The organism is uncultured Clostridium sp. (assembly GCF_900547735.1).
Lineage (GTDB): Bacteria > Bacillota > Clostridia > Lachnospirales > Lachnospiraceae > Otoolea.
This window is the reverse complement of the sequence record NZ_URHZ01000059.1, coordinates 13,061-35,112: the sequence shown is the minus strand read 5'-3', so window position 1 is coordinate 35,112 and position 22,052 is coordinate 13,061. Positions and strand designations below refer to the sequence as shown.

Below are 22,052 nucleotides of genomic sequence, written 5' to 3'. Positions count from 1 at the left end.
TGCCGTTTCTGTGCATCGCGCAGCGTGTTACTGGGCACGGAGTGAACAGTAACAGCGCGCTTTGCGCAGTTTTACCGTAATTAACGATGAAAAGCACGCTACGCGGACTTTTCACCGTCATCAAGGAGTGATAAGCCGGTCGGTTATTAACCGGCCGGCTTTTCCTGTAGAGGAGGTTCCACCTATGAAATTGGAAATGCAAAAAATCAGCAAGGAATTTGGTCCCGTCCTGGCGCTTCAGGATGTGGATTTTCAGATAGGAAGCGGAGAAATCCACGGCCTGCTGGGAGAAAACGGGGCAGGCAAAACCACATTAATGAATATTTTATCCGGCAATTTTCCTCCCACCTCCGGGAAAATAATAATTGACGGCAATGAAGTTACAAATATGACTCCTCAGAAGTCAATGGAAATGAAAATCCGGTTCATTCACCAGGAACTTAACCTGTGTAATGATTTGAAGGTTTATGAAAATATGTTCCTGGGCGAAGAACTTACGAATAAAGCAGGAATGGTAGAGAAGAAGACGGAGATTAAGAGGGCGCAGGAAGTGCTGGACAGCATGAATGTAAAGATTGACGCCATGGCTCTTGTAGGGGAACTGGAGACGGCCAAAAAGCAGTTGGTCGAGATAGCCAAAGCCCTTCTGTTCCAGTCCGAGCTTATCATCATGGATGAGCCTACCACGGCCCTGAACAACCAGGAAATCGAAAACCTGTTTACAATCATGAGACGCCTTAAGGGGCAGGGAGTAAGTTTTATTTATATTTCCCATAAGATGCCGGAGATTTTTACAATCTGTGATAAATACACGGTTCTCAGGGACGGCAAGTTTATCGAGACCGGCTTTATAAAGGATATCAATGAACATCAGGCCACCGAGCTTCTGATTGGAAAGACCTTTGTCAACGCGAACCTGAAAGAGCAGCAGGAACCGTGCATGGAGGAAGAGGTCGTACTGTCGGTGAGCGGGCTGACCGGAGAGACGTTCGAGGATATTACCTTCGAACTCCACAAAGGTGAGGTAATTGCGATTACCGGCCTCCAGGGAGCCGGAAGCGGAGAGCTGGCCACGGCGTTATTCGGAGCCACACCGTCGAAGGGCGGCACGGTTGCGACACGGAACGGCAAACTGAACACCAGGAGCATACTGGATGTGATGCGCCACCGCGTGGCAATGATTCCATGCAACAGGAAGGAGAGGGGAATCCTTCCGGACTTAAGCATCAGGGACAATAACTCAATGGCATATTTTACACTGCTTCATAAAAAGAGTGTCATCAGCAATAAGGAAGAAAACGACCGCTTTGAGAAGAACAGAAGCAAGATGGAGATTAAGGTCGGAAGTGAGAAAGATCCGATCACATCCCTTTCGGGCGGCAACCAGCAGAAGGTAATCGTGGGCAGATGGCTGGAGACGGACGCCGACGTCATGATTATGGATAACCCGACCCAGGGTATCGACGTAGGCGCAAAATACGCCATTTACAAGCTGATACTGGAACTTGCCTCACAGGGCAAGGGGATCCTGGTATTCAGCACGGAATTCCCGGAGATCTATCAGATTGCGGACCGCTGCATTGTGATGTATAAGGGGAAAATAAACGGGATACTCGAGAGAGAAGAACTGAATGAGGCGGGCGTAATGGCGCTTTCGACAGGAACGAAAACGGAGGTACAGGCATGAGTACAGCAAAGACTTCAGACAAAGATTTTAAACAGATTTGGTCCAATATAACGACAAACTACAGCCACTGGCTGAGCTTTATATTACTGCTGATTGTAGCGGTGATTATCAATCCATCCTTCCTCTCAATCACAAACCTGACAAACCAGTTTGTACAGGGCGCGATTGTGGGAATCTGTGCCATGGGCATGAGCCTTGTTATCTCGGCCGGCATGATCGACCTTTCCGTCGGTTCCTCCGTAGCCCTGATATCGGGACTTGGGGTTTCCCTGTTAAACAAGACACACAGTATCACGCTGTGCCTCTTATTCTGCCTTGGATTCGGCCTTTTACTGGGACTGATCAACGGCGTGTTTATCACAAAGGGAAATATTGCCCCGTTCATTGTTACACTGGCAACCTTTTCGGCCTACCGTTCCATTATCACACAGCTTGGACAGGGCGGACCGTTTACCGTTGACAAGAGCATGTACGATGCATTCCGTTATGTTGCGTCCGGCAAGATTTTAGGAATTCCGCATCTGATGATTATCTTTATCCTGATTACCCTGCTGACCGGCTTTATCATGGCCAAGACAAAATTCGGCCGTTATGTTTACGCCGTTGGTTCCAACCAGCAGGCAGCCAGACTGACCGGTATCAAGGTCGGCAATGTGAAAACAATGATTTACTGTTATGCAGGCATTCTTTACGGTCTTGCGGCATTCCTTTTGGCAAGCCGTCTGACTTCCATCCAGGCAGCCAGCGCCGGAGACGGTTATGAGATGGATGCCATTGCCGCGGTTGCCATCGGCGGAACGGCCATGGAAGGCGGACGCGGAAAAATTATCGGTACGTTTTTGGGCGTCCTGATGCTGCGGATTATCCAGACAATCCTGATTATGGCAAACGTGCCGCCATTCTTAAACGGCCTTGTAAGAGGTATCGTTATCATCGTGGCCGTGCTTGCACAGTCTAAAAAAAAGAATAAATAACTGTTCAGAAGGCAGTATTCCGCGAGGCGTTTTCATGTGTTTTTACATGAAAATCCCGAGTTTTGTCAGCGCGAAACGGCATTTTGGGCCGTTTCTGTGCATCGCGAAGCGGTAACTATGAAGGTACTGAATAGTTATACATAACATAATTTAAGGGGGATTTGTAATGTTTAAAATCGGTATTATCGGTTGCGGAAAGATTTCTCAGGTCAGGCACATCCCGGAATATGCAGATAATGCAGATGCTAAGCTGGAAGGATATTATGACTTAAACAGGGAGAGGGCTGAGGAACTGGCCGCACAGTACGGCGGAAAGGTATTTGATTCCTATGAGGAGCTTCTCGCCGATAAAGAAATCGACGCAGTCAGCGTCTGCGTCGCAAACCATGCCCATGCCAGGATCACAATCGAGGCCCTGAGGGCGGGAAAACACGTGCTCTGTGAAAAACCGATGGCAATGAGCCTGAAGGAATGTGAGGATATGGTCCGCGTGGCGAAGGAGACGGGGCGTTTCCTGATGGTGGGTCACAACCAGAGACTTGCAAAAGCCCATGCCGAAGCTCGGAAGCTGATTAAAGAGGGGCTGATTGGGGATATTGTGACCTTTAAAACCAATTTTGCCCATGGCGGTCCGGAAACATGGAGCATAGATCCGGGAAGCAGCGTATGGTTCTTTGACAAGGAAAAAGCGGTAATGGGCGCCATGGCCGACCTGGGAATCCACAAGACGGATCTGATACAGTTTCTGACCGGTTCCAGAGTGGCCGAGGTGATTGGCTTTCTGGGCGCTCTCGACAAGAGGGATTCATCCGGCAGGCTGATTGGCGTGGATGACAATGCCATCTGCATTTATAAGATGGAAAGCGGCTGCATCGGCACGATGACGGCGAGCTGGACCTGCTACGGAGCCGAGGACAACTCCACGATTCTTTACGGAACTAAGGGAGTCATGAAGATTTACAGCGATCCGGCCCATTCGATTGTCGTGGAACTGAAGGGCGGAGAGAAAATCTGCTATGACCTGGATAAGATACAGACGAACGACAACCAGACCAAGTCGGGAGTAATCGATCTGTTTATGGAATGCCTGGTGAACAATACGCCTCCCGAGATCAGCGGCGAGGAAGCTCTGGCGGCCATGAAAGCGGTATTTGCCGCCGTGGAAAGCTCTGAGACGGGCAGGAGCGTGAAAGTGAACCAGTGAGAGACGTGATAATGTGATACGGGAGGTAGAATGATGAAACTGGGACTTGTAAGTGCAATTCTGGACTGGATGTCCTTTGAGGAAATGATTGACACGATAAGCGGACTGGGATATGAATGCGTGGAGGTGGCCTGCTGGCCGAACGGCAAGGCGGAGCGCCGCTATGCGGGCGTCAGCCACATCGACGTGGATGAACTGGACGATGCGAAAGCGGAATATATCCTGAATTACTGTAAAGAAAAGAAGGTGGAGATTTCTTCCCTGGCCTTCTATCCGAACACGATGGACGGAGACCTGGAGAAGAGGGCGGCGAATATAGAGCACCTGAAAAAAGTAATCCTGGCATCCGAGAAATTGGGAATCGGGATGGTTACCTCCTTTATCGGCCGCGATCAGAGTAAAAGCGTCGAGGCAAACATGGAGCTGTTCGGTGAAATCTGGCCGGGACTGATCCGCTTTGCCGAGGAGCACAAGGTGAGGGTGGCAATCGAGAACTGCCCGATGCTGTTCGACGAGACACAGTGGCCGGGAGGACAGAACCTGGCGACAACGCCGAAGATCTGGCGCCGGATGTTTGAGATGATTCCGAGCGATTACTTTGGCCTGAATTACGATCCCAGCCATTTTGTATGGCAGATGATGGATTATCTTAAACCGATGTATGAATTTAAGGATAAAATCTTCCATGTGCATTACAAAGACATCAAACTGTACAGGGATAAGCTGGAGGATGTCGGAACAATGGCATACCCGCTTCAGTACATGGCGCCGAAGCTTCCGGGACTGGGAGACGTGGACTGGGCAAAATACGTCAGCGCCCTGAACGATATCGGGTATAAGGGATACACCTGCATTGAGGTGGAAGATAAGAGTTTTGAGGATACACATGAAGATGTGATTAAGAGCCTCGTACTCAGCGAGAGATATATGAGACAGTTTGTTATTTAAGGCTGAGACAGCTTACAGCTTAAGGTTTACACGGGTTGTATTTTAAGGTTGGACAGTCCGTAATCTGACGCCGTGCGGTTTGTAATACAGGGCTGCGCGGCGGATAATCATACAGGATTCAGAACCGGCAGGGGGCGGGAAACCATTTTATTGGTTTCCCGCCCCCTGTATGATCCGTCTATTATTCTGTACGTTCTAACGCTGTTCAATGCGGCTTACATTTACGCATTTTTCCAGTATAAAACCGTTAAAATCGGTACTGTTTCCCACCGTGAAGTGATCCTCCAGGTAGAGAATGCCGTTCTGCTTCGTAAACATGAGGACGCTGCAGGTCTTCAGCCGGTAGATATTGATGATTTGTGCATATTCGATCGTCAGCGTCTGCTTTCCCTCCGTCAAGCTGATATGATCGCCGAACGTAACGACACATTCGGGATGTTCCCCGTTGTGAAGCTGTTTGTCGGTTTCCAGGAGCTGCTTTAATACTTTTCCCGGTGTAATGATCATGACCGCAAGAAGAATAAAAAGACACACACCTTCCACCGCGGCCATCGTCTGGTTTCCGCGTATGCTGAGGATAAAAGCGAGCGCCGCTATTACGGAAAAAATGCTGCCGAGGACATAGATTCTGCGGCACAGCACCTTCCCCACATATTCTTTGTACATCTCTCTGGTGGTATGAAAACGGTTTTCAAAAACCATGGAAATTCTCCTTTCGTATCCGCCCCTCCGGGCGTTAATAGGAAAATTCTACCATAACTTATTCTTTTTTACCACCGTCTTTATCTGATGCCGGAAATGCAGATTCCGAAAAAGTCTTTCCGGACTTCTGCCTGGCTGAGTTTGGATTTGGCCAGCAGTTCCTTAAGTTCAGAAACCGTATAGGCGGCATTCAGGGAGGTTACGAAACCGGGCCGCATCTCTTTCGGGCTGGTGCCGAGGTAGATAAATGCTTTTTTCCACAGAGCGGCATCCCTGCGCAGATCGGTGATGCAGTAGCGGCCGCCCGGGCGGAGAACGCGGTGTATTTCATTGAAAATACGCACCGGATCTTCCCACTCGTGCAGGGAACCGTTGGAAATCACGGCGTCGAAACTTCCGTCGGGAAATGGCATTGCCATTGCATTGGCCCGGACATATTTGGCGTCAATCCGGTACTCGGCGGCATTCTTCTCGGCGAGACGTATCATGGCCGGGCTGATCTCACAGCCGGTCAGGGAGCGCGGGTTCAGCTTTTTAGCCAGTTCCAGCCCTACATATCCCGGGCCGGGGCCGACTTCCAGGATATCGCCGCCCTGAATGCCGGAAGCGATCATGCCGTCGACGCCGTTCCAGCCCTTATCGCGCATTCCGCGGGCAAATACGTCAAATACTTTTGTCGTCACTTCGTCCTGGATTCCCGAGTTGGTTTCAATGACTCTGGCTTTCGTCATGTTTTTTTTCCTCCTTTATATTGCTGATTGCCTGTTCCGCCCAGCCGATCTCCGCCTGGTAATGCCGGATGTGATGTTCAAAGATAAGGTTGGCCGATATCCGCATATCGTGCGGCAGGAAAGGCAGCGTCTCTTTCTTGTGCTCATCGATCCGGGCCAGCGATGCGTTCAGTTTTCCGATATGCTGTTCCAGCGCGGCCAGAAAATCTCCGCGGTCAATGGAGTCTGAGAAGAAAAGAGCGGAATCCACCTCAAAGGACGGGCGGTAGCTGATATCCAGCGTGCGGTAGAGAAGCTGCTTAAAATGGTCTTTACCGGTTTCGCTGATGTGGTACACCATCTTTTCGGGGCGCGCTCCGTCTTTGACGCTCTCCGAGCCGATATAGCCGGCGGCCTCCATCTTCTCCAGGTGGTAGTAGATGGTTGGGAGCTTGATGTCTGTAAAGTCCGCCAGTTGTTCGCCGATTAGTTTCTTAATCTGATACCCGTGCTGCGGCCCGAAGCGCAGCAGCATTCCAAGGATGTAAAGCGGGATCATAAAATCACCTCCGGATTCATAATGATAAGTAGTCAGTACTGACTATAATTATACTCAGCGCTGACTATTTGTCAATACGATTATTTATTTTGATAGACATGAGCGTCCAGGGGATGATATCCTAAAAATGTCCAAAAAGATATAACAAAAACAAATATAGATATATGAAAAACCAATATTATGTTGCTTTGCTTCTATGTTAATCTTATAATTATAGAATTAAAAAAGAGATACAAATGGGACAGGAGAAAAAGATGAGAAGTTTTATAATTGCAGTCAATGCGGTAGTGCCGTTTTTGATTTATATCGTATTCGGATACGGGGTGAGACGCAGCGGCCTGGTCGATGAGGGATTTATGAATAAGCTGAACAAGATGATTTTTACGGCTTTTTTCCCGCTTCTGATGTTCAATAATCTTTATAACGTCGATCACGGGCTGGTGCTGAACTGGAAACTTGTTATCACGGCGGTCGTGAGCATCCTGGCGCTTCAGGCTATTCTTTTGCTGACCGTTCCGCGCATTGTCGGGGAGGATTCCAGGCGCGGCGTTATTATCCAGGCGATTTACAGAAGTAACTTCGTACTGTTCGGTATTCCCCTTACATCCAATCTCTTTGGGGACGGAGGAGCCGTGCTTGCATCGATGATGGTTGCCATAGTCATTCCCATCTATAATGTAACGGCAGTTATTATTCTGGAGATGTTCAACGGAGGAAAGGTAAGACCGTCCGTGCTGCTAAAAAATGTGTGTACCAACCCGCTGATTATGGGTGCGATGACCGGACTGCTTTTCTATCTTCTGAATATCAAACTTCCGGCCAGCGTGGAGACGCCGATTGCCCAGTTTGCCGCGCTGAGTACGCCTCTGGCTCTGTTTGTACTGGGAGGAACTCTGCATTTTTCGGCCATCCGCCACAACCTGAAGTATGTTGTTCCGTCCATGACGCTGAAACTGCTGGTATTGCCGGCAATTATTACGGTGATCGCCACTGTGCTCGGGTTTAATAACCTGGAACGCTTCATTCTTTTCGAACTGTATGCGACGCCGGTGGCTACGGCATCCTATTCGATGGCCCAGAACATGGGAGGAGACGGGGAATTGGCAGGACAGTTTGTCGTGATTAGTACGGCTGCATCGGTTGTGACTATCTTTTTATGGGTATTTTTGTTCACAGGCATCGGATTTATAGGATAGAAGATTAATCGGATAAAGACAGCACACGGCGCGGGGAAGGAGGCTGGCGGCCATGGACAACGCGGATAAACAAGCGGGAATGAATACCCTGTACGGCCGGATTGCGGAGGAGCTGTACGGGAGAATTGAAGGCGGCGAATTAAAGCCCGGCGACAGGCTGCCGTCGGAAGCGGCCCTGGCGGAGGAGAAAGGCGTTTCCGTGGGAACGGTCAAAAAAGCCTACGACAGCCTGAAAAAACGGGGCTGTATCTATAAGGTCAGAGGCGGAGGAGCCTATGTCCAAAGGGAAGAGAGCAGGGAAACCAAGAGGACGCCGCAGGAACTGGTGGACCGGACGGTCGAAGCGGCAGCATCAATGGGAATCCCAATGAACCGGATGTTCCTCCTTCTGCGCGGCCAACTGGAACAGGTCTTTGGCGGGGACAGGCAGATTAAGGTGGCCCTGGTGGACTGCAATGCGGAAACGCTCCACCATGTCATGCTGGATCTAAAGAAAAAGACGGGGCTGGAAGTGGAACCCTACCTGTTAAACGACCTTTTTTCCGGGGAAAGCGTAATAAGCCCCCAGTGCGTCCTGACGCTGGTGGCCGAGAAACATTACAATGATTTTGTCCGTTATGCCGATTCCATGCACCTCTGGACGGATAAAGTGGCTCTCCGGGAAAGCCGTAAAACCATCTCAAGGCTCACCGTCCTGCCGGACTGGCAGGAGATTTGCATTCTGTACCGATCGAGGGAATTCCTGGATTCGGTTAAGTATACACTGAAGGTTCTCGGGAAAAAGGGGCGTCTGGTCTGTGTAAATGAACAGCAGATTGGAATGAATCAGGAGAGGCTTACAAAGGAGCCGGTTTCTTTTATCATTCCCCCTGATTATATGGATTACAGCAGTAATCTTGCGCTGCAGTTAATAGAGAGAGCAAAGAAAATGGGGTGCGTCATCGTGCCCTTTGAATTTGAGATAGACAGAGGCTCCCTGTTCCATTTGAAACAGGTGTTTGAGCAGATAGAGGAAAAAGGGCATGAGGAGGGGATGTAGATGCCGGGGATTGAATTTCGTCCGGGAACTCCGGTGTACCGCCAGATAGCCGACTGGATAGCCGGGCAGATTGAAAGCGGAGCTATAAAGGAAGGGGAACGCCTTCCGACGGAGAGAAAGCTCTGCGAGGAACTATCGGTATCCAGGGATACGGTGAAGCGGGCGTATGAGGCATTGGAAGGCCCGGGGTTTATCAGAACGGTCCAGGGCAGCGGAAGCTATGCCTGCAGGCCGGATTTGTCGGGTGAGCGTAAAAAGGTGGAGAAAATGCTCAGGGAGGCCATCTACGAGCTGAACGGCTCGGGTCTTACCTGGCATGAGATAGAAAATCTGTTTCTGGAACGGATTTGGAGCCGTCTTCCGGAACGTGAGAAGGTCAGGGTGGCCTGGGTGGACTGCAGCAAAGAGATTCTTAAGGCATGTGCATCGGAGCTGGCATTATCCTGCAATGCGAAGGTGATACCTGTGCTGCTGGATGATGTGCGCGAGGATGCCGGTATCCTGATCAATGGCGGTTACGACATGGCAGTAACCACGATTAACCATGTGGACGACGTGAAACGGCTCGTCAAAAAGAAAAACGGGGGAAAGCTGCCCTTCGAGGTGGAGATGGTGGTTATGTCCCCAAGCAGGATGTCTATCAGCCAGGTCGCCAGAATCGGCAGGGAGCAGAGGGCAGTCCTAGTATATGAAGAACAGTGGTATCTCTATAGTATGAAACGCTATCTGAAAGAGCTGGGGCTGAAGGGCAGGGGGGAGTATGTCCCGATTGACGGGGCTCTTTCGTATCTGGAGGACGCCGGTGAAGATGCGGTGGTAATCCTGCCCCAGGATATGGAATTTATGGAGGGACTGCCGGGCAAACTGCGGCAGTACTGTGAAGAGCATAAAATGGGCTGTTTTCAGTTCTGCCAGGTCATAGACGAGGGTTCCCTGATGCATCTGAAGAAAAAAATCCAGGAATTCTGGGTCAGGAAATAAATGGGAAATGGGCCGGAACATCCGCTGACCGCCGTGGCCACAGCGGATGAACTCTGTCCACAAGGGGGCCAAATTTCCTTGTTCTGCCAATCATACCGTGATATAATGGACCATGACGGAAACGGACATTGCCGCCGGTCTGCCGGAACGTATTTAGAATCGGAATTACCGGAAAAGAGAGGAAATAAGATGAAGAAACGGCTGATGTGGGGAAGCGTCATGGCGGGTGGATTGGCAGTAGCAATTTTGGCAGGATGTTCTCAAAAACAGGAACAGAATATCGTTTATAATTATACGCAGAAGGAAGAACAGCCACAGACGAACCTCACCTTTTTCGGCTATAAATATGAAGCGCTCAATGTCATGGCAATTGAGGATGCGCTTCACGGTTTTATGGATGAGTATCCCGAAATCTCCATTACCTACGACGGCATAAAAGGGGCGGAGTACTATGAGGTGCTGAATAAGAGAATTGCTACCGGCAACGGAGACGATATTATTATGGTCGACCATGAGCGCGTCCTGGAATTGGGAGAGCAGGGAAAACTGGCGGATCTTTCCGGTATCTCCACACTGGACAATTTCAGCGATTTGGCATTGAGTCAGATAGATGCGGGCGGAAAAGTATACTATCTGCCTACCTCTATATCGGCTTTTGGCCTGTACTGCAATCTGGATCTTTTAAAAGAATATAAACAGGAGATTCCTGAAAATATAGCGGAGTTTGAGGCTGTGTGCGATTATTTTGTTTCACAGGGAATTACCCCGATTGTTGCGAACAATGATATCTCTCTGAAGACGGCGGCCATTGCGAAAGCAATGCTTCCTGTTTACCGGAAAGAGGATGTCATGGCGGAGCTGGAACGCTTTAACAGCGGGGAAGCAGATTTGGCGGAGGCGTTCCGGCCCGGCTTTGAGCTGGTGGAGGAAATGCTGGAACGCGGTTGGGCTGACCGGGAAGAGGCTCTGAATACCACGAAGACAAAAGACGATCTTGTCCTGTTTACCGGAGGAGAACGGCCTTTTATGCTGACCGGAGCCTGGGCGGTACCCAGAGTGCGTGATTTGGATCCGGGCTTTGATTTTATAGTGACGCCCTATCCTTTTATGGACGATGGAAGCGCTCTGGTGATTAACACCGACACACGCATCAGCATCAATGCAGACAGTCCTCACCAGGAAGAAGCGAAAAAATTCGTAGAGTACCTGACGCAGAGTGATGTCATGTGGGAGTTTGTGGACAGTCAGAGCTCTTTCAGTCCCCTGGCGGAGAACAGGCTGGCCGAAGATGAGGCCATACAGTCCATCGGGCCGTATCTCACCAACGGGCGCAGTGTAATAGGCTCCGACGACAATTTGAATTTCCCGATTTGGGAGATATCGCGTCAATGTGTTGTGGGGATGCTTGAGGGGGACAATGCAGATGCCGCAGTGTTGCGGATGGAGAATCTGATGGATGAGTGGACGAACGGCCGTTAGGGGGACACAGCATGAAAATAAAGCAAAAACTGAATATTTTTATTCTTGTAATCCTGTCTGCGGCAGTAGTCCTGATTGGCGGCGTTTACTATATCAACAGCGTGCAGAATGCTCTCTGGAATAAATCGGTGACCGATATCCTGGAAGTGACTACCCAGGGAGGCCATGCACTGGATACATATATAGAGAAAGACAGGGAGATGCTCCACTGGCTGGCTACGGAGCTTTCTGTGGAAGATTCACGGGATGAGGAAACGCTTCAGAGTATAATAGGGCTGTCCGGCGCCGGCGGGGCCTCTTATTTCTGTGTAAATCTGGAAACCGGTATGGTTTATACGGGAACGGCGGAAGGCGCTGTGAAACCGGAGCAGAATCAGCTTGATATTCTGCTGGGCATGGATCAGACGGGGGTCAGGGAACCGTTTCTGGAGGGACGCACCGGGGTCTGGACGATTGGATATTATGAAGCGTTTAAATGGTCCGACGGAGCCAGGGGGATTGTGCATAATACAAAACCTCTGTCGGAGATATCGGAGCGTTTTTCCCTGTCATTTTATGACGACACCGGGTTCTCTTACGTTGTGAACCGCGATGGGGATATCCTGATCCGTTCGCGCCACCGCAACAGTAACAGAACCTTCCGGAATCTGTTTGATATTATCGATCTGCAGGGCAATAATGCGCAGGAGGTAAAGGTGTTCGAGGATTCCCTGAAACAGGGGATGAAGGGCGTAGCCCGGTTTAATTACCAGAAAGAGGATTATGTCTTCTGCTATGTGCCGATGGAAAATGCTCAGGACTGGTATATCGTGTCGATTATACCGAACCGGGTTATTATGGAGCAGGCAGACCGTATTGTACAGAATTCCAAGCTTTTTCTGGGACTGCTCCTGGTCAGCGCACTGCTGCTCGGGGCGTTTGCCATGGTCTACAGGAATTACACCAACAGGGTGCTTCAGGCAGAGGAAGAGGCACGCAGGGCTGCGGAGAGCGCCAACCAGGCAAAGAGCCGTTTCCTGTCCAATATGTCCCACGATATCCGCACACCGATGAATGCGATTATCGGTATGACTGAGATCGCCGCGGCGCATCTGGATGACAAAGACCGGCTGAAAGACAGTCTGGAGAAGATACGCATATCGGGACGCCTCCTGGTAGGACTGATTAATGATATCCTCGACATGTCGAAAATAGAGAGCGGAAAGATGACGCTGAGCAACCGGGATTTTTCCATGGCGGAGTTTTTGACTAATATAGTTAACATAATCTATCCAATGAGCTGCGATAAGGAGCAAATCTTCCGGTTTCGTGTGCACGGGCTGCGCCATGAGATGATCTGTTCCGATTCTCTCAGGCTTAACCAGATTCTGATCAATCTTTTGAGCAATGCATTAAAATTCACGCCGGAAGGCGGGACGATAAACGTCGATGTGACGGAGCTGCCCTCCGGTAAGGATGGCTGTACCCACTTCAGGTTCCGCGTTGCGGATACGGGAATCGGAATGAAGCAGGACTTTATGGAAAATCTCTTCACCGCATTTACCAGGGAACGTGATCACCGCGTGGAGAAAATTGAGGGAAGCGGTCTTGGGATGGCGATCACAAAGATGATTGTAGATATGATGGAAGGGAAGATATCGGTTGAAAGTGAGCCGGGAATTGGTACGACATTCACGGTTGACCTGGAGCTGGCCCTGGCCCAGGAGGAGGCGGTTGAACCCCTGCCTCCCGTACGTGTCCTGATTGTCGGAAGCGATAAAGAGGCCTGCGGCTCTGCGGCCGGATTGTTAAGGGCCATGGGAGCGGCTGCCGATACGGCCGGGGACGGAACGTGCGCCGCGGATATGATTTACAATGCCCATAGAGAGGGAAATGCTTACGGAATGGCACTGATTGACTGGGATACGGAGGAAAGCGGCGGAGCGGATACGGTCCGTCTGATTAAGGAGCGGATGGGGACTGATGCTCCGGTTCTCTGCGCCGCTTCGTATGGCTGGTCCAATATCGAAGCCGACGCCATGGCGGCCGGGGCGGCGGGCTTTGTCCAGAAACCGTTTTTCCGGTCCGCGCTTTACGCCGGTATTATGCAGTATGTATTCGGAAAGCGGTCCGGAGCGAATGAACAGGCGGGAGACGTGGATCTTTCGGGCAGAAGAATTCTGATGGTGGAGGATAATGAGATCAACCGGGAAATTGCCGCGGACATTCTGAGCATGTCGGGAGCCGCGGTGGATACCGCATGCAACGGCAGGGAGGGCGCCGAGGCGTTCGCCGGTTCACAGCCGGGATATTATGATTTAATTCTCATGGATATCCAGATGCCGGTGATGAACGGATACGAGGCGGCCCGGTACATCCGGGGCATGGAGCGGCCCGATGCGGGAACCATACCCATCTTTGCAATGACGGCCGATGCATTCGCGGAGGATATTGAGGAGGCGGAGCACGCGGGCATGAACGGCCATCTGGCAAAACCACTGGATATATCGGCTATGATGCGTGAGCTTGGCCGAGCTATCGGGAAAAAATAGAAAACCGGACAGAGACGGCGTTTGCAGATACCGGATAAGGAACACGGATACAGGAAGACAGAGAAAATGAAGATAAAACAGTAAACTTGATATGCCCTTTGGAAGGCCATGAGCAGCGATGATAAATATCGTTACTCATGGCCTCCTTTTTAGTGTTTACCGTCTGCTGAAGGGAGGCGGACAGACGGCTCCTGTGAAATGGTATGAACTAATAAAATGGATTGGACTGCATTAATAATGCCAATGCAGAAAAAGATATACAAAATGCATAAAATTCAAAGGGAAAATGATGAAATACAATGAAAAATATAGTGCATATTGTAAAATAACTTACAAAATAGTATAATTAAATTAATTCAATTCCATCAAACAGCGCGCATTTGGAATTAAGAAATTAATTAATACATACCAATTTAGACCCGGGCCCAGAATTGCCTGCGGTAATTCTGAAAGGAGAAGAAAAATGAACAAGTATTATCCTAATTTGTGGAGTCCTGTTAAGATAGGCGGCCTGACTGTGAAAAACCGGATTGAGGCGGCTCCTGTGGGAATGTCGGACTTGATGCCGGAGGGCTATCTGACACCGTTAAACATAGCAGCCTATGAGGTAAAAGCCAGAGGCGGAGCCGGAATCGTAACCCTGGGTGAGAGCAGCGTACATACAAAGACGGGAAAGGCCCACGGCAGAATGATTCCGCTCGACGACCAGGAGATTCTTCCCTATTTGATCCAGTGCACGGACGCCATTCACCGTCACGGAGCCTTTGCCAACATAGAACTGCTGCATCCCGGCAGAAGGGCCAATCCCCTGTATTACGACGGAGTAACATGGGGACCTTCGGACGGAGTGGGAGTGGCGGGGCAGCCGGTGAAGGCGATGTCCCGTGAACTGATAGAGGAAGTCGTATCGGCATTCGGGGACGCGGCGGAGATGGCGAAGCTGGGCGGCTGCGATATGGTTATGGTACATATGGGGCATGGCTGGCTGGTACATCAGTTTATGTCTCCCCTCAATAACCAGAGGACGGATGAGTTTGGCGGCAGCCTTGAAAACCGCTGCCGGATGGCAATGATGATTATCGACGACATCAAGAAGAAATGCGGTGAAAACTTCCCGATTGATTTAAGGATCAGCGGTTCCGAGCTGACGGAGGGCGGTTTCGATCTGGAAGATATGAAACAGTTTGCAAGATGGGTGGACGGTAAGGTGGCCCTGATCAATGTGTCGGACGGAACCTTCCACGTGCCGTCCACAAACACCACGATGGTGCCGTCCATGTTCCTGCCCCACGGGTGCAACGTCTATCTGGCGGAGGCAATCAAACAGGTTGTGACAAAGACAAAGGTATCGGCCCTGGGCGGAATCGGGGATCCCGATATGATGGAGGCAATTATTGCAGACGGAAAAGCCGATATGGTTACGGTAGGGCGCGCCCTGATAGCGGATCCCGATCTGCCGGTTAAGGCCAGGGACGGAAGAGCAGCCGATATCACCCCGTGCCAGCGATGCATTGTCTGCATGAGCGGTTCCTTTGTCCCCTATGTGAAGTATGCCACCAGGGCGGCAAAATGCACGGTGAACCCACAGATTGGAAAAGAGCTGGAAGCGTTCAATCCTCCGGTTACGGCCGGAAGAAAAAAAGTCCTGATTGTGGGAGGCGGCCCTGCCGGAATGGAAGCGGCCGTCCGGGCCTGCGACAGAGGCCACCAGGTGATTCTCTGTGAGAAGACGGACAGCCTCGGCGGAGCCATCAAGTATGCAAAGCACGTATCCTTCAAACAGGATCTCGACAAATATATGCATGTGATGGAACAGAGGGTTTTGGACCGGAAAGAGATTACCCTCCTCTTAAATACCGGGATGACGCCTGAGAGGGCGGAGGAGATAAAGCCCGACGTACTGATTATGGCGATCGGAGCCGAGGCGGTAATCCCGCCGATTCCCGGAATCGACGGAAAAAATGTGGTTCCGGCCGTGGGAATGTATGAAAACCATGCGGTAATCGGTAAAAGAGTCGTAGTCATCGGCGGCGGCCTGATTGGCTGTGAGGAGGCGCTGGAGCTTTCCAAACACGGCCATGAGGTGACGGTTCTGGAGATGCGGGAAAACGTGGCGATCGACTGCGCCTATCTTCACCGGGAAGCGCTTCTTCTGGAACTGGAAAAACAGAAAGAACATGTGAAACTGATCTGCAACATCAGTTGTTCCGAAATCAGGGAAGACGGAGTGACGGCGGTGACAAAAGATGGAGAGCAGCAGTTGTTTGAGGCGGATACGGTACTGGTTGCGGCAGGCATGAGGCCTCTGTCGGCGGAAGTGGAGCGGTTCAGGTTCTGCGCTCCCGATTTTCAGGTTATAGGAGACTGTTACAGGCCGAGGAGAGTGCTGGAAGCAGCCAGAATGGGGTACGACGCGGCCATGCATCTGTAGGAGGGTACGAGTATGGAGTTTGGAGAGGTTTGCAGAAAATATGAGGAATATGTCATTGGGATGAGGCGAGATTTTCACCGCCATCCGGAGTTATCCAAAAAGGAGAGCAGAACGTCTGAGACAGTCCGAAAGGAGCTGGAACGCATGGGAATTCCCTATGTGACAGTGGACGGATATAACGTGATTGGAACGGTGGGCAAAGGAACGTCGGGAAAGACGCTGGCCATCCGGGCCGATATGGACGCGTTGACGGTGACGGAAAAAACGGATCTGCCTTTTAAGTCTGAGAATGAGGGCGTGATGCACGCCTGCGGCCATGACGGACACACGGCTATGCTGCTGGGCGCTGCCGCAGTACTTAAGGAGTATGAGGGAGAGATAGACGGTTCCGTAAAACTGTGTTTTCAGACGGCCGAGGAGGAGAACAGCGGAGCACAGCAAATCGTGGCGTATCTAAAGGAGAACGGAGGAGTGGATCAGGCAATCGGCCTCCACATCTGGCCGAATGTACCGGTGGGGCAGATTGTCCTGATGCCGGACCGTTGTATGGCCGGCTGTATAGGGTATCATGTGGATCTGCTCGGCGAGGGCGGCCACGGTTCCAGGCCGGATCTGGTGAAGGATCCGGTGAAGGCGGCCTGTGATCTCGTTCTCAAATTTGCATCAATACCGGGAAATTATTATGACATTACGGATCCGTGCGTCGTATCTACCGGTTACGTGAACGCCGGAACTTACAGCAATGTATTTCCGTCATCGGCTTATATCGAAGGTTCCTGCCGTTACTTTAAGGTCGGCGGGGAAGTACAGATTATAGAAAAAATGCAGATGATGGTGGACGGTGTGTCAAAGGCATACGGCGTGGAAGGAAAGATGAGCATCTGGCCCCCCTACTCACCGGTTGTAAATACACCGGAGCTGGTCGGCAAGGCAGGAAAGACGGTGGACGAGGTGGAAGGGCTTGAAGTGAAAAAGACGGCCGATTTGATTATGGCATCGGAGAACTTTAGCGAATTTCTGAAAGAATTCCCGGGATTTTTTGCGATTCTGGGAGGGGGGAACGAGGCTGCGGGCAAGTGTCACGAGCTGCACAGCGACAAATTCGACTTCGACGAGGATGCGCTGAGAATGGGATATGAGTTCATAGCCCGCTACGCTTATGAGTACGTGAAGAGATAAGGATGGAGGTATTAGTATGGAAAATCAGGCGACTGAAAACAACGGCAAACTGAAGGGCGTACTGGCAAAGGTGGAGTACTGGGGGAACAAGATGCCCCATCCCCTTCTCCTATTCACCTATCTGCTTGGAATCGTGTTTGTACTGTCATTTATTATGTCCAAGATGGGCATCACGACGGTACATCCTTCCACAGGGGAAACGATCAACGTAATCAATATGCTCAGCATTGAGGGGCTGATTGATTTCATGAAAAACTTTGTATCTAATTTCCAGGGATTCGCGGTACTGGGAATCTGCCTGACCATCGGCGTTGTGACCGGCCTGTGCGACAATACGGGATTTTTCACAAGTGCGATCCAGATGTCTCTGGGCAATGTAAAGGGCAACATCGTAGTCTTTGTAATCGCAATCATCGCATGTATTGCAAACCAGACGAGCGAGGCGGCATTTGTACTGATCCCGGCCATTGCGGGCGCCATATTCTACGGCATGGGAAGACATCCCCTGGCGGGCGTATTCCTGGGTTATGCATCGGCCTGCTCCGGATTTTCAACCTCAATCCTTCCGGGTTCCGCCGAGGTGTTCCTCACCCCGCTGATTAACGAATCGGCGCATATGATAGACGAGAGCTACAATATGTCCATCCTGGGAAGCTATTTCTTCCTGTTTGTATCCGCGTTCCTGGTGGCCGGAGTGGCAACCTTCGTGACCGTAAAGATCGTGGAGCCGAGGCTTGGAACCTACAGCCAGCCCGGAATGGAAGTGAAGACCTCCGATCTGACGGACGTCCAGAAATCCGCCACAAAAAAAGCGGGAATTGCCGTTCTGGTTTATCTCGTCATCCTGATTGGAATCTGCATCCCGAAGAGCAGTTTCCTGAGAGGAGCGGGCGGCTCCCTGATCGACGGCGCGCCGCTGATGGACTGCCTTGTATTCTTCCTTCTGCTTCTGTTCTTCATCCCGGGCATTGTCTACGGAAAGGCAACCGGGCAGATTAAGAAGGCGGGCGACGCGGCCAACTTCCTCTATGACGGAGTAAAACCGTTTGCACCGTTTATTGTAAATGCAATGATTATCGCGCAGTTCCTGAAAATCTTCGACAAGAGCAACATCGGAAAGGTAATCGCCATCAACGGAGGCCAGTGGCTGAAGACGCTCCCGCTTCCGTCCTGGATGATTGCAATTGCATTCCTTCTTTTGATTGCCCTTATTAACCTGATGATTGCCAGCGTTACGACAAAGTATCTGATTTTCGGGCCGATTTTCATTCCAATGCTGATGCAGATCGGCATGAACCCGGCATTTACGATTGCCGTTTACCGTCTCGGCGACTGTGTTACCAACAACCTGACACCGATGATGCCCGCCTTTATCATTCTCCTCGGCACCTGCCAGAAGTATGATAAGAAATGCGGCATGGGAACCATATTCTCCAATATGCTGCCCTACACAATCGGACTGTTCCTCATTTTCGTGGTTCAGATCGTGCTTTGGGTCGTATTAAATCTTCCGGTCGGCGTTGGAACCGGTGTCTGGCTGTAAGGAATAATTAAAAAATCAGGCCGTGAACGACAGGGCAAGTTGAGCGTTCACGGCCTGATTTTCTGATCTGCGGGCGGATTCCTTTTAGAACGGACCGAAGCCGGTAACGGTGGCGTAGGTCAGGAATACAAAGGCGGCAATCCACCAGAGGGCGAGCAGCGGGAGCATGAATTTTAACCACTTATTATATGGTACGCCTGCAATTGCAAGGCAGGACATGGTCATGCCGCTGGCCGGGGTGATTGGGTTCGTAAAGGCGTCGCCGAACTGAAATGCCAGGACGGCCGTCTGCCTCGTAACACCTACCAGATCCGCAAGTGGAGCCATGATCGGCATCGTGATTGCAGCCTGGCCGGAACCGGACGGAACGATGATGTTAAAGATATCCTGTACCACAAACATGCCGAAGGCGGTAAAGGTGGACGGCACCTTATTCAGTACGCTTGCAAGCGCATGGATGATGGTATCCATAATATTGGCGTCGGTCATGATGATGGTCGTGGCCTTGCAGAGACCCACCATAAGGCAGGGGAGCAGCATATTGGAGCAGCCTTTTACAAAGCTGTCGGCAACCTGGGCCGGTTTCAGTCCGCCGATGACGCCTGCGACGATACCCATAATCAGGAAGAGCGCGGCCAGCTCGTCAATATAAAAGCCGAGTTTTGTGACGCCGATTACAAGACAGACGATGGTGAGCAGGAAAGTGAGGAGCACCAGCTTGTGGCGTCCGGTCAGACTTTCCACCGTATTCACGTCGAGATCCAGGACGCGGTGGCTGTCGTACTCATACATTGGGCTGGACTGCGGATTTTTCTTCACTTTCAGTGCATAACGCATCACATAACAGATATTGATAACCAGGAGAACTACGAAAATCAGCAGGCGGTAGCCGATGCCGGAGAAAATGGGCAGGCCCGCGATACCCTGGGCCACACCAACGGTAAATGCATTGGTACATCCTGCGCCGTAACCCGCGCCGACGGAAGCAAAGATAATCGCTACGGCGGTCATGGAGTCAAATCCCATGGCAAGGCAGATGGTGAGAACCAGGGGCAGGAAAGCCAGATATTCCTCGTTGTTGGCCGCAAAAGCTGCGCCGCAGCCGAAGACGATCATACAGACGGGAACCAGAAGAAGTTCCCGGCCCTGCATCTTTCTGACGAGTGCGGCCATTCCCGACTTAATGGCGCCGGTGGCTTCCATAATACCAAAGGCGCCGCCGATGATAAACAGGAAGGAGATAATGCTGCTTCCGCCCTGGATTCCCAGTGTAACCGATTTAAACACATCAAAAAGGCCGATGGGACTCTGGGTTATGTAGTGGAAGGTGCTCGGATCCACTACCATACGTCCGGTGCCTGGATCTTCGATCCGGTCAAACATGCCGGCCGGGACAAAATAGCTGGCCAGGGCGCTGAGCAGGATAATGCATGCAATAATAATAATTGGATTGGGAGCCTTAAAAGCTTTTTGGCCTCCGTCACCTTTTTTGCCGGTGAGAGACGTGGTTTTACTCATTCTTTTCCTCCTTTGTAAATTCATCTGTTTCCATGATAACGGCGGTAATCAGCCCGGTTCGTTCAAAAAGCGATGCAACCTCGGCACATTCGGATTTGGTGTGCGCCCCGGTTCCCTTGACGCCGAAGGAGCAGACCGTCGGAGCGCCCGCCAGCGCCAGATATGCCGCATCGGAATTGCCTCCGAGAAAAGCTCCCTCCATTGGGGTGATTCCAATGTCTTCTGCAACCCGGTTGACGAACCGGAGCAGCCTCCGGTTGGCCGGGGTGTCTTCGAAGGCCGGGATGGAGGAGACGAATTCTGCTTCCGTCCGTGTTCCCTCGATATAAGTTTCACTGCATATGTCGAGTATCTTCCTGCGGACCGGTTCCTGATCGCTGATCCGGTTGAACCGAATGTCCAGCTCGGCCGTGCACCGGTCGGGAATGGCATTTGATACAACGCCGCCGTGGATGACATTGACGCTGACCACGACGCCCCTGTCGTACTCGGTAAGGGCCTGGAGCTTCGGAATCTTGAGCGCCATCTCGGCAATGGCGTTGCGTCCTTTCAGGAAATCGTTTCCGACGTGGCTGGCGACTCCGTGAACCGTGATATGACAGTCCATGCCCCCTTTGCGTCCAACGGACAGGGTGTTGTCGGGACGTCCGATTTCCAGGTTCAGGGCGTACAGGGCGCCCTTTGCCTCGTCGAGGAGAATCTGGCCGGTGACGGCTCCGGCATGGCCGATTTCTTCATCTCCGCAGAGAATAATCTTGATTGGCCGTTTTTCAAACCCCAGATGACGCAGGGCCTTAATAACATACAGCATAATAACTACGCCGCCCTTCATGTCGATTACGCCCGGGCCGTAGGCGGTGCCGTCCTCGATGCAGAACGGGTTTTCCGGAAAACTGCCCTCCGGAAAGACGGTGTCGACATGGCCGCTCATGATAATCGGAGCGCCCGGGCGTTCCGGCCCGTCTTCGGCGACAAGTACATCCGAATTGCCCTTCGTATCAATCAGACGGCACCGGAGGCCCTCGGCCTCGAAACGGTCACGCAGAAAGTGAATCACGCGGTTTACCCGTTCCGTCTCTTTGGAATACCCCTGCATATTGACAAGCGTTTTCCACAGTTCAATCATTTCCTCCCGGCGTTCCCCTATAAATTGTTCGACGGCAGGCATATAGCTCTTCAATATAAAATCCCCCTTATAATGTCCGAAAATAAGGCCGAAAATTTTTCTTCAAGGAATTTGCTGCATTCTTGCAGTAAACTTGAAAAATCGACTGTTCCGGATTCGTTTTTTGTGATAGGCTTATTATAAAAAAAGACAAATGTCCATAAAACTTCCAAAATTTGTCTTAAATTAAAAGATGGGCGGCGGGG

17 protein-coding genes are annotated in these 22,052 nt (G+C 51.2%); 12 read left to right on the top strand and 5 right to left on the bottom strand.

Features of this window, described 5'->3' with window-relative positions:
- Nucleotides 1–184 precede the first annotated feature (184 nt).
- From QZT18_RS16970 to QZT18_RS16955, 4 genes are all read left to right on the top strand, one after another.
- Entirely contained in the window at nucleotides 185–1,687 is a 1,503-nt protein-coding gene (locus QZT18_RS16970; protein ID WP_294149641.1) for a sugar ABC transporter ATP-binding protein, read from the top strand.
- On the top strand, nucleotides 1,684–2,661 hold the full coding sequence (locus tag QZT18_RS16965) for an ABC transporter permease (RefSeq protein WP_294149637.1): 978 nt from the start codon (nucleotides 1,684–1,686) through the stop codon (nucleotides 2,659–2,661). Before QZT18_RS16970 ends, QZT18_RS16965 begins: the two co-directional genes overlap by 4 nt.
- A 166-nt stretch (nucleotides 2,662–2,827) precedes the next feature.
- Nucleotides 2,828–3,865 (top strand): Gfo/Idh/MocA family protein, encoded by a 1,038-nt coding sequence (locus tag QZT18_RS16960; protein ID WP_294149636.1) that lies wholly within the window; start codon nucleotides 2,828–2,830, stop codon nucleotides 3,863–3,865.
- A 33-nt stretch (nucleotides 3,866–3,898) separates the two neighbouring features.
- Nucleotides 3,899–4,813: a sugar phosphate isomerase/epimerase gene (locus tag QZT18_RS16955; RefSeq protein WP_294149645.1), complete on the top strand. Its 915-nt coding sequence runs from the start codon at nucleotides 3,899–3,901 to the stop codon at nucleotides 4,811–4,813.
- Between the two features lie 195 nt (nucleotides 4,814–5,008).
- Here the strand turns inward: QZT18_RS16955 and QZT18_RS16950 are convergent, their stop codons facing one another.
- The 3 genes from QZT18_RS16950 to QZT18_RS16940 all read right to left on the bottom strand — a co-directional run bounded on the left by QZT18_RS16950 (nucleotide 5,009) and on the right by QZT18_RS16940 (nucleotide 6,784).
- A complete protein-coding gene (locus QZT18_RS16950; protein WP_294149635.1) occupies nucleotides 5,009–5,515 on the bottom strand; it encodes a hypothetical protein in 507 nt (168 codons plus the stop codon).
- Nucleotides 5,516–5,595: 80 nt separating this feature from the next.
- A complete protein-coding gene (locus tag QZT18_RS16945; protein ID WP_294149633.1) occupies nucleotides 5,596–6,246 on the bottom strand; it encodes a class I SAM-dependent methyltransferase in 651 nt (216 codons plus the stop codon).
- Nucleotides 6,224–6,784 carry a PadR family transcriptional regulator gene (locus tag QZT18_RS16940; RefSeq protein WP_294149631.1) on the bottom strand — a complete coding sequence of 187 codons (561 nt, stop codon included), beginning with the start codon at nucleotides 6,782–6,784 and terminating at the stop codon, nucleotides 6,224–6,226. Before QZT18_RS16940 ends, QZT18_RS16945 begins: the two co-directional genes overlap by 23 nt.
- Before the next feature lie 254 nt (nucleotides 6,785–7,038).
- On the opposite strand from QZT18_RS16940, the gene QZT18_RS16935 reads away from it, so the two are divergent.
- From QZT18_RS16935 to QZT18_RS16900, 8 genes are all read left to right on the top strand, one after another.
- On the top strand, nucleotides 7,039–7,980 hold the full coding sequence (locus QZT18_RS16935; RefSeq protein WP_294149630.1) for an AEC family transporter: 942 nt from the start codon (nucleotides 7,039–7,041) through the stop codon (nucleotides 7,978–7,980).
- 52 nt (nucleotides 7,981–8,032) lie between these two features.
- Nucleotides 8,033–9,019, top strand: coding sequence for a winged helix-turn-helix domain-containing protein (locus QZT18_RS16930; RefSeq protein WP_294149627.1), 987 nt, complete (start codon nucleotides 8,033–8,035; stop codon nucleotides 9,017–9,019).
- On the top strand, nucleotides 9,020–10,000 hold the full coding sequence (locus QZT18_RS16925; RefSeq protein ID WP_294149625.1) for a GntR family transcriptional regulator: 981 nt from the start codon (nucleotides 9,020–9,022) through the stop codon (nucleotides 9,998–10,000).
- A 189-nt stretch (nucleotides 10,001–10,189) separates the two neighbouring features.
- Nucleotides 10,190–11,479, top strand: a complete 1,290-nt coding sequence (locus QZT18_RS16920) for an ABC transporter substrate-binding protein (protein WP_294149623.1) — start codon at nucleotides 10,190–10,192, stop codon at nucleotides 11,477–11,479.
- Nucleotides 11,480–11,490: 11 nt separating this feature from the next.
- Nucleotides 11,491–14,010, top strand: coding sequence for a response regulator (locus tag QZT18_RS16915; RefSeq protein ID WP_294149621.1), 2,520 nt, complete (start codon nucleotides 11,491–11,493; stop codon nucleotides 14,008–14,010).
- 463 nt (nucleotides 14,011–14,473) lie between these two features.
- Complete coding sequence (locus QZT18_RS16910) at nucleotides 14,474–16,441, top strand: FAD-dependent oxidoreductase (protein ID WP_294149619.1); 1,968 nt, start codon at nucleotides 14,474–14,476, stop codon at nucleotides 16,439–16,441.
- Between the two features lie 12 nt (nucleotides 16,442–16,453).
- A complete protein-coding gene (locus tag QZT18_RS16905; RefSeq protein ID WP_294149617.1) occupies nucleotides 16,454–17,620 on the top strand; it encodes a M20 family metallopeptidase in 1,167 nt (388 codons plus the stop codon).
- A 16-nt stretch (nucleotides 17,621–17,636) separates the two neighbouring features.
- On the top strand, nucleotides 17,637–19,163 hold the full coding sequence (locus QZT18_RS16900) for an AbgT family transporter (protein ID WP_294149615.1): 1,527 nt from the start codon (nucleotides 17,637–17,639) through the stop codon (nucleotides 19,161–19,163).
- An 84-nt stretch (nucleotides 19,164–19,247) separates the two neighbouring features.
- Here QZT18_RS16900 and QZT18_RS16895 read toward each other — a convergent pair whose 3' ends face one another.
- Together QZT18_RS16895 and QZT18_RS16890 are read right to left on the bottom strand one after the other, a co-directional pair.
- Nucleotides 19,248–20,681, bottom strand: coding sequence for a YfcC family protein (locus tag QZT18_RS16895; RefSeq protein ID WP_294149613.1), 1,434 nt, complete (start codon nucleotides 20,679–20,681; stop codon nucleotides 19,248–19,250).
- Complete coding sequence (locus tag QZT18_RS16890) at nucleotides 20,674–21,861, bottom strand: M20 family metallopeptidase (protein ID WP_294149611.1); 1,188 nt, start codon at nucleotides 21,859–21,861, stop codon at nucleotides 20,674–20,676. Before QZT18_RS16890 ends, QZT18_RS16895 begins: the two co-directional genes overlap by 8 nt.
- Nucleotides 21,862–22,052 lie beyond the last annotated feature (191 nt).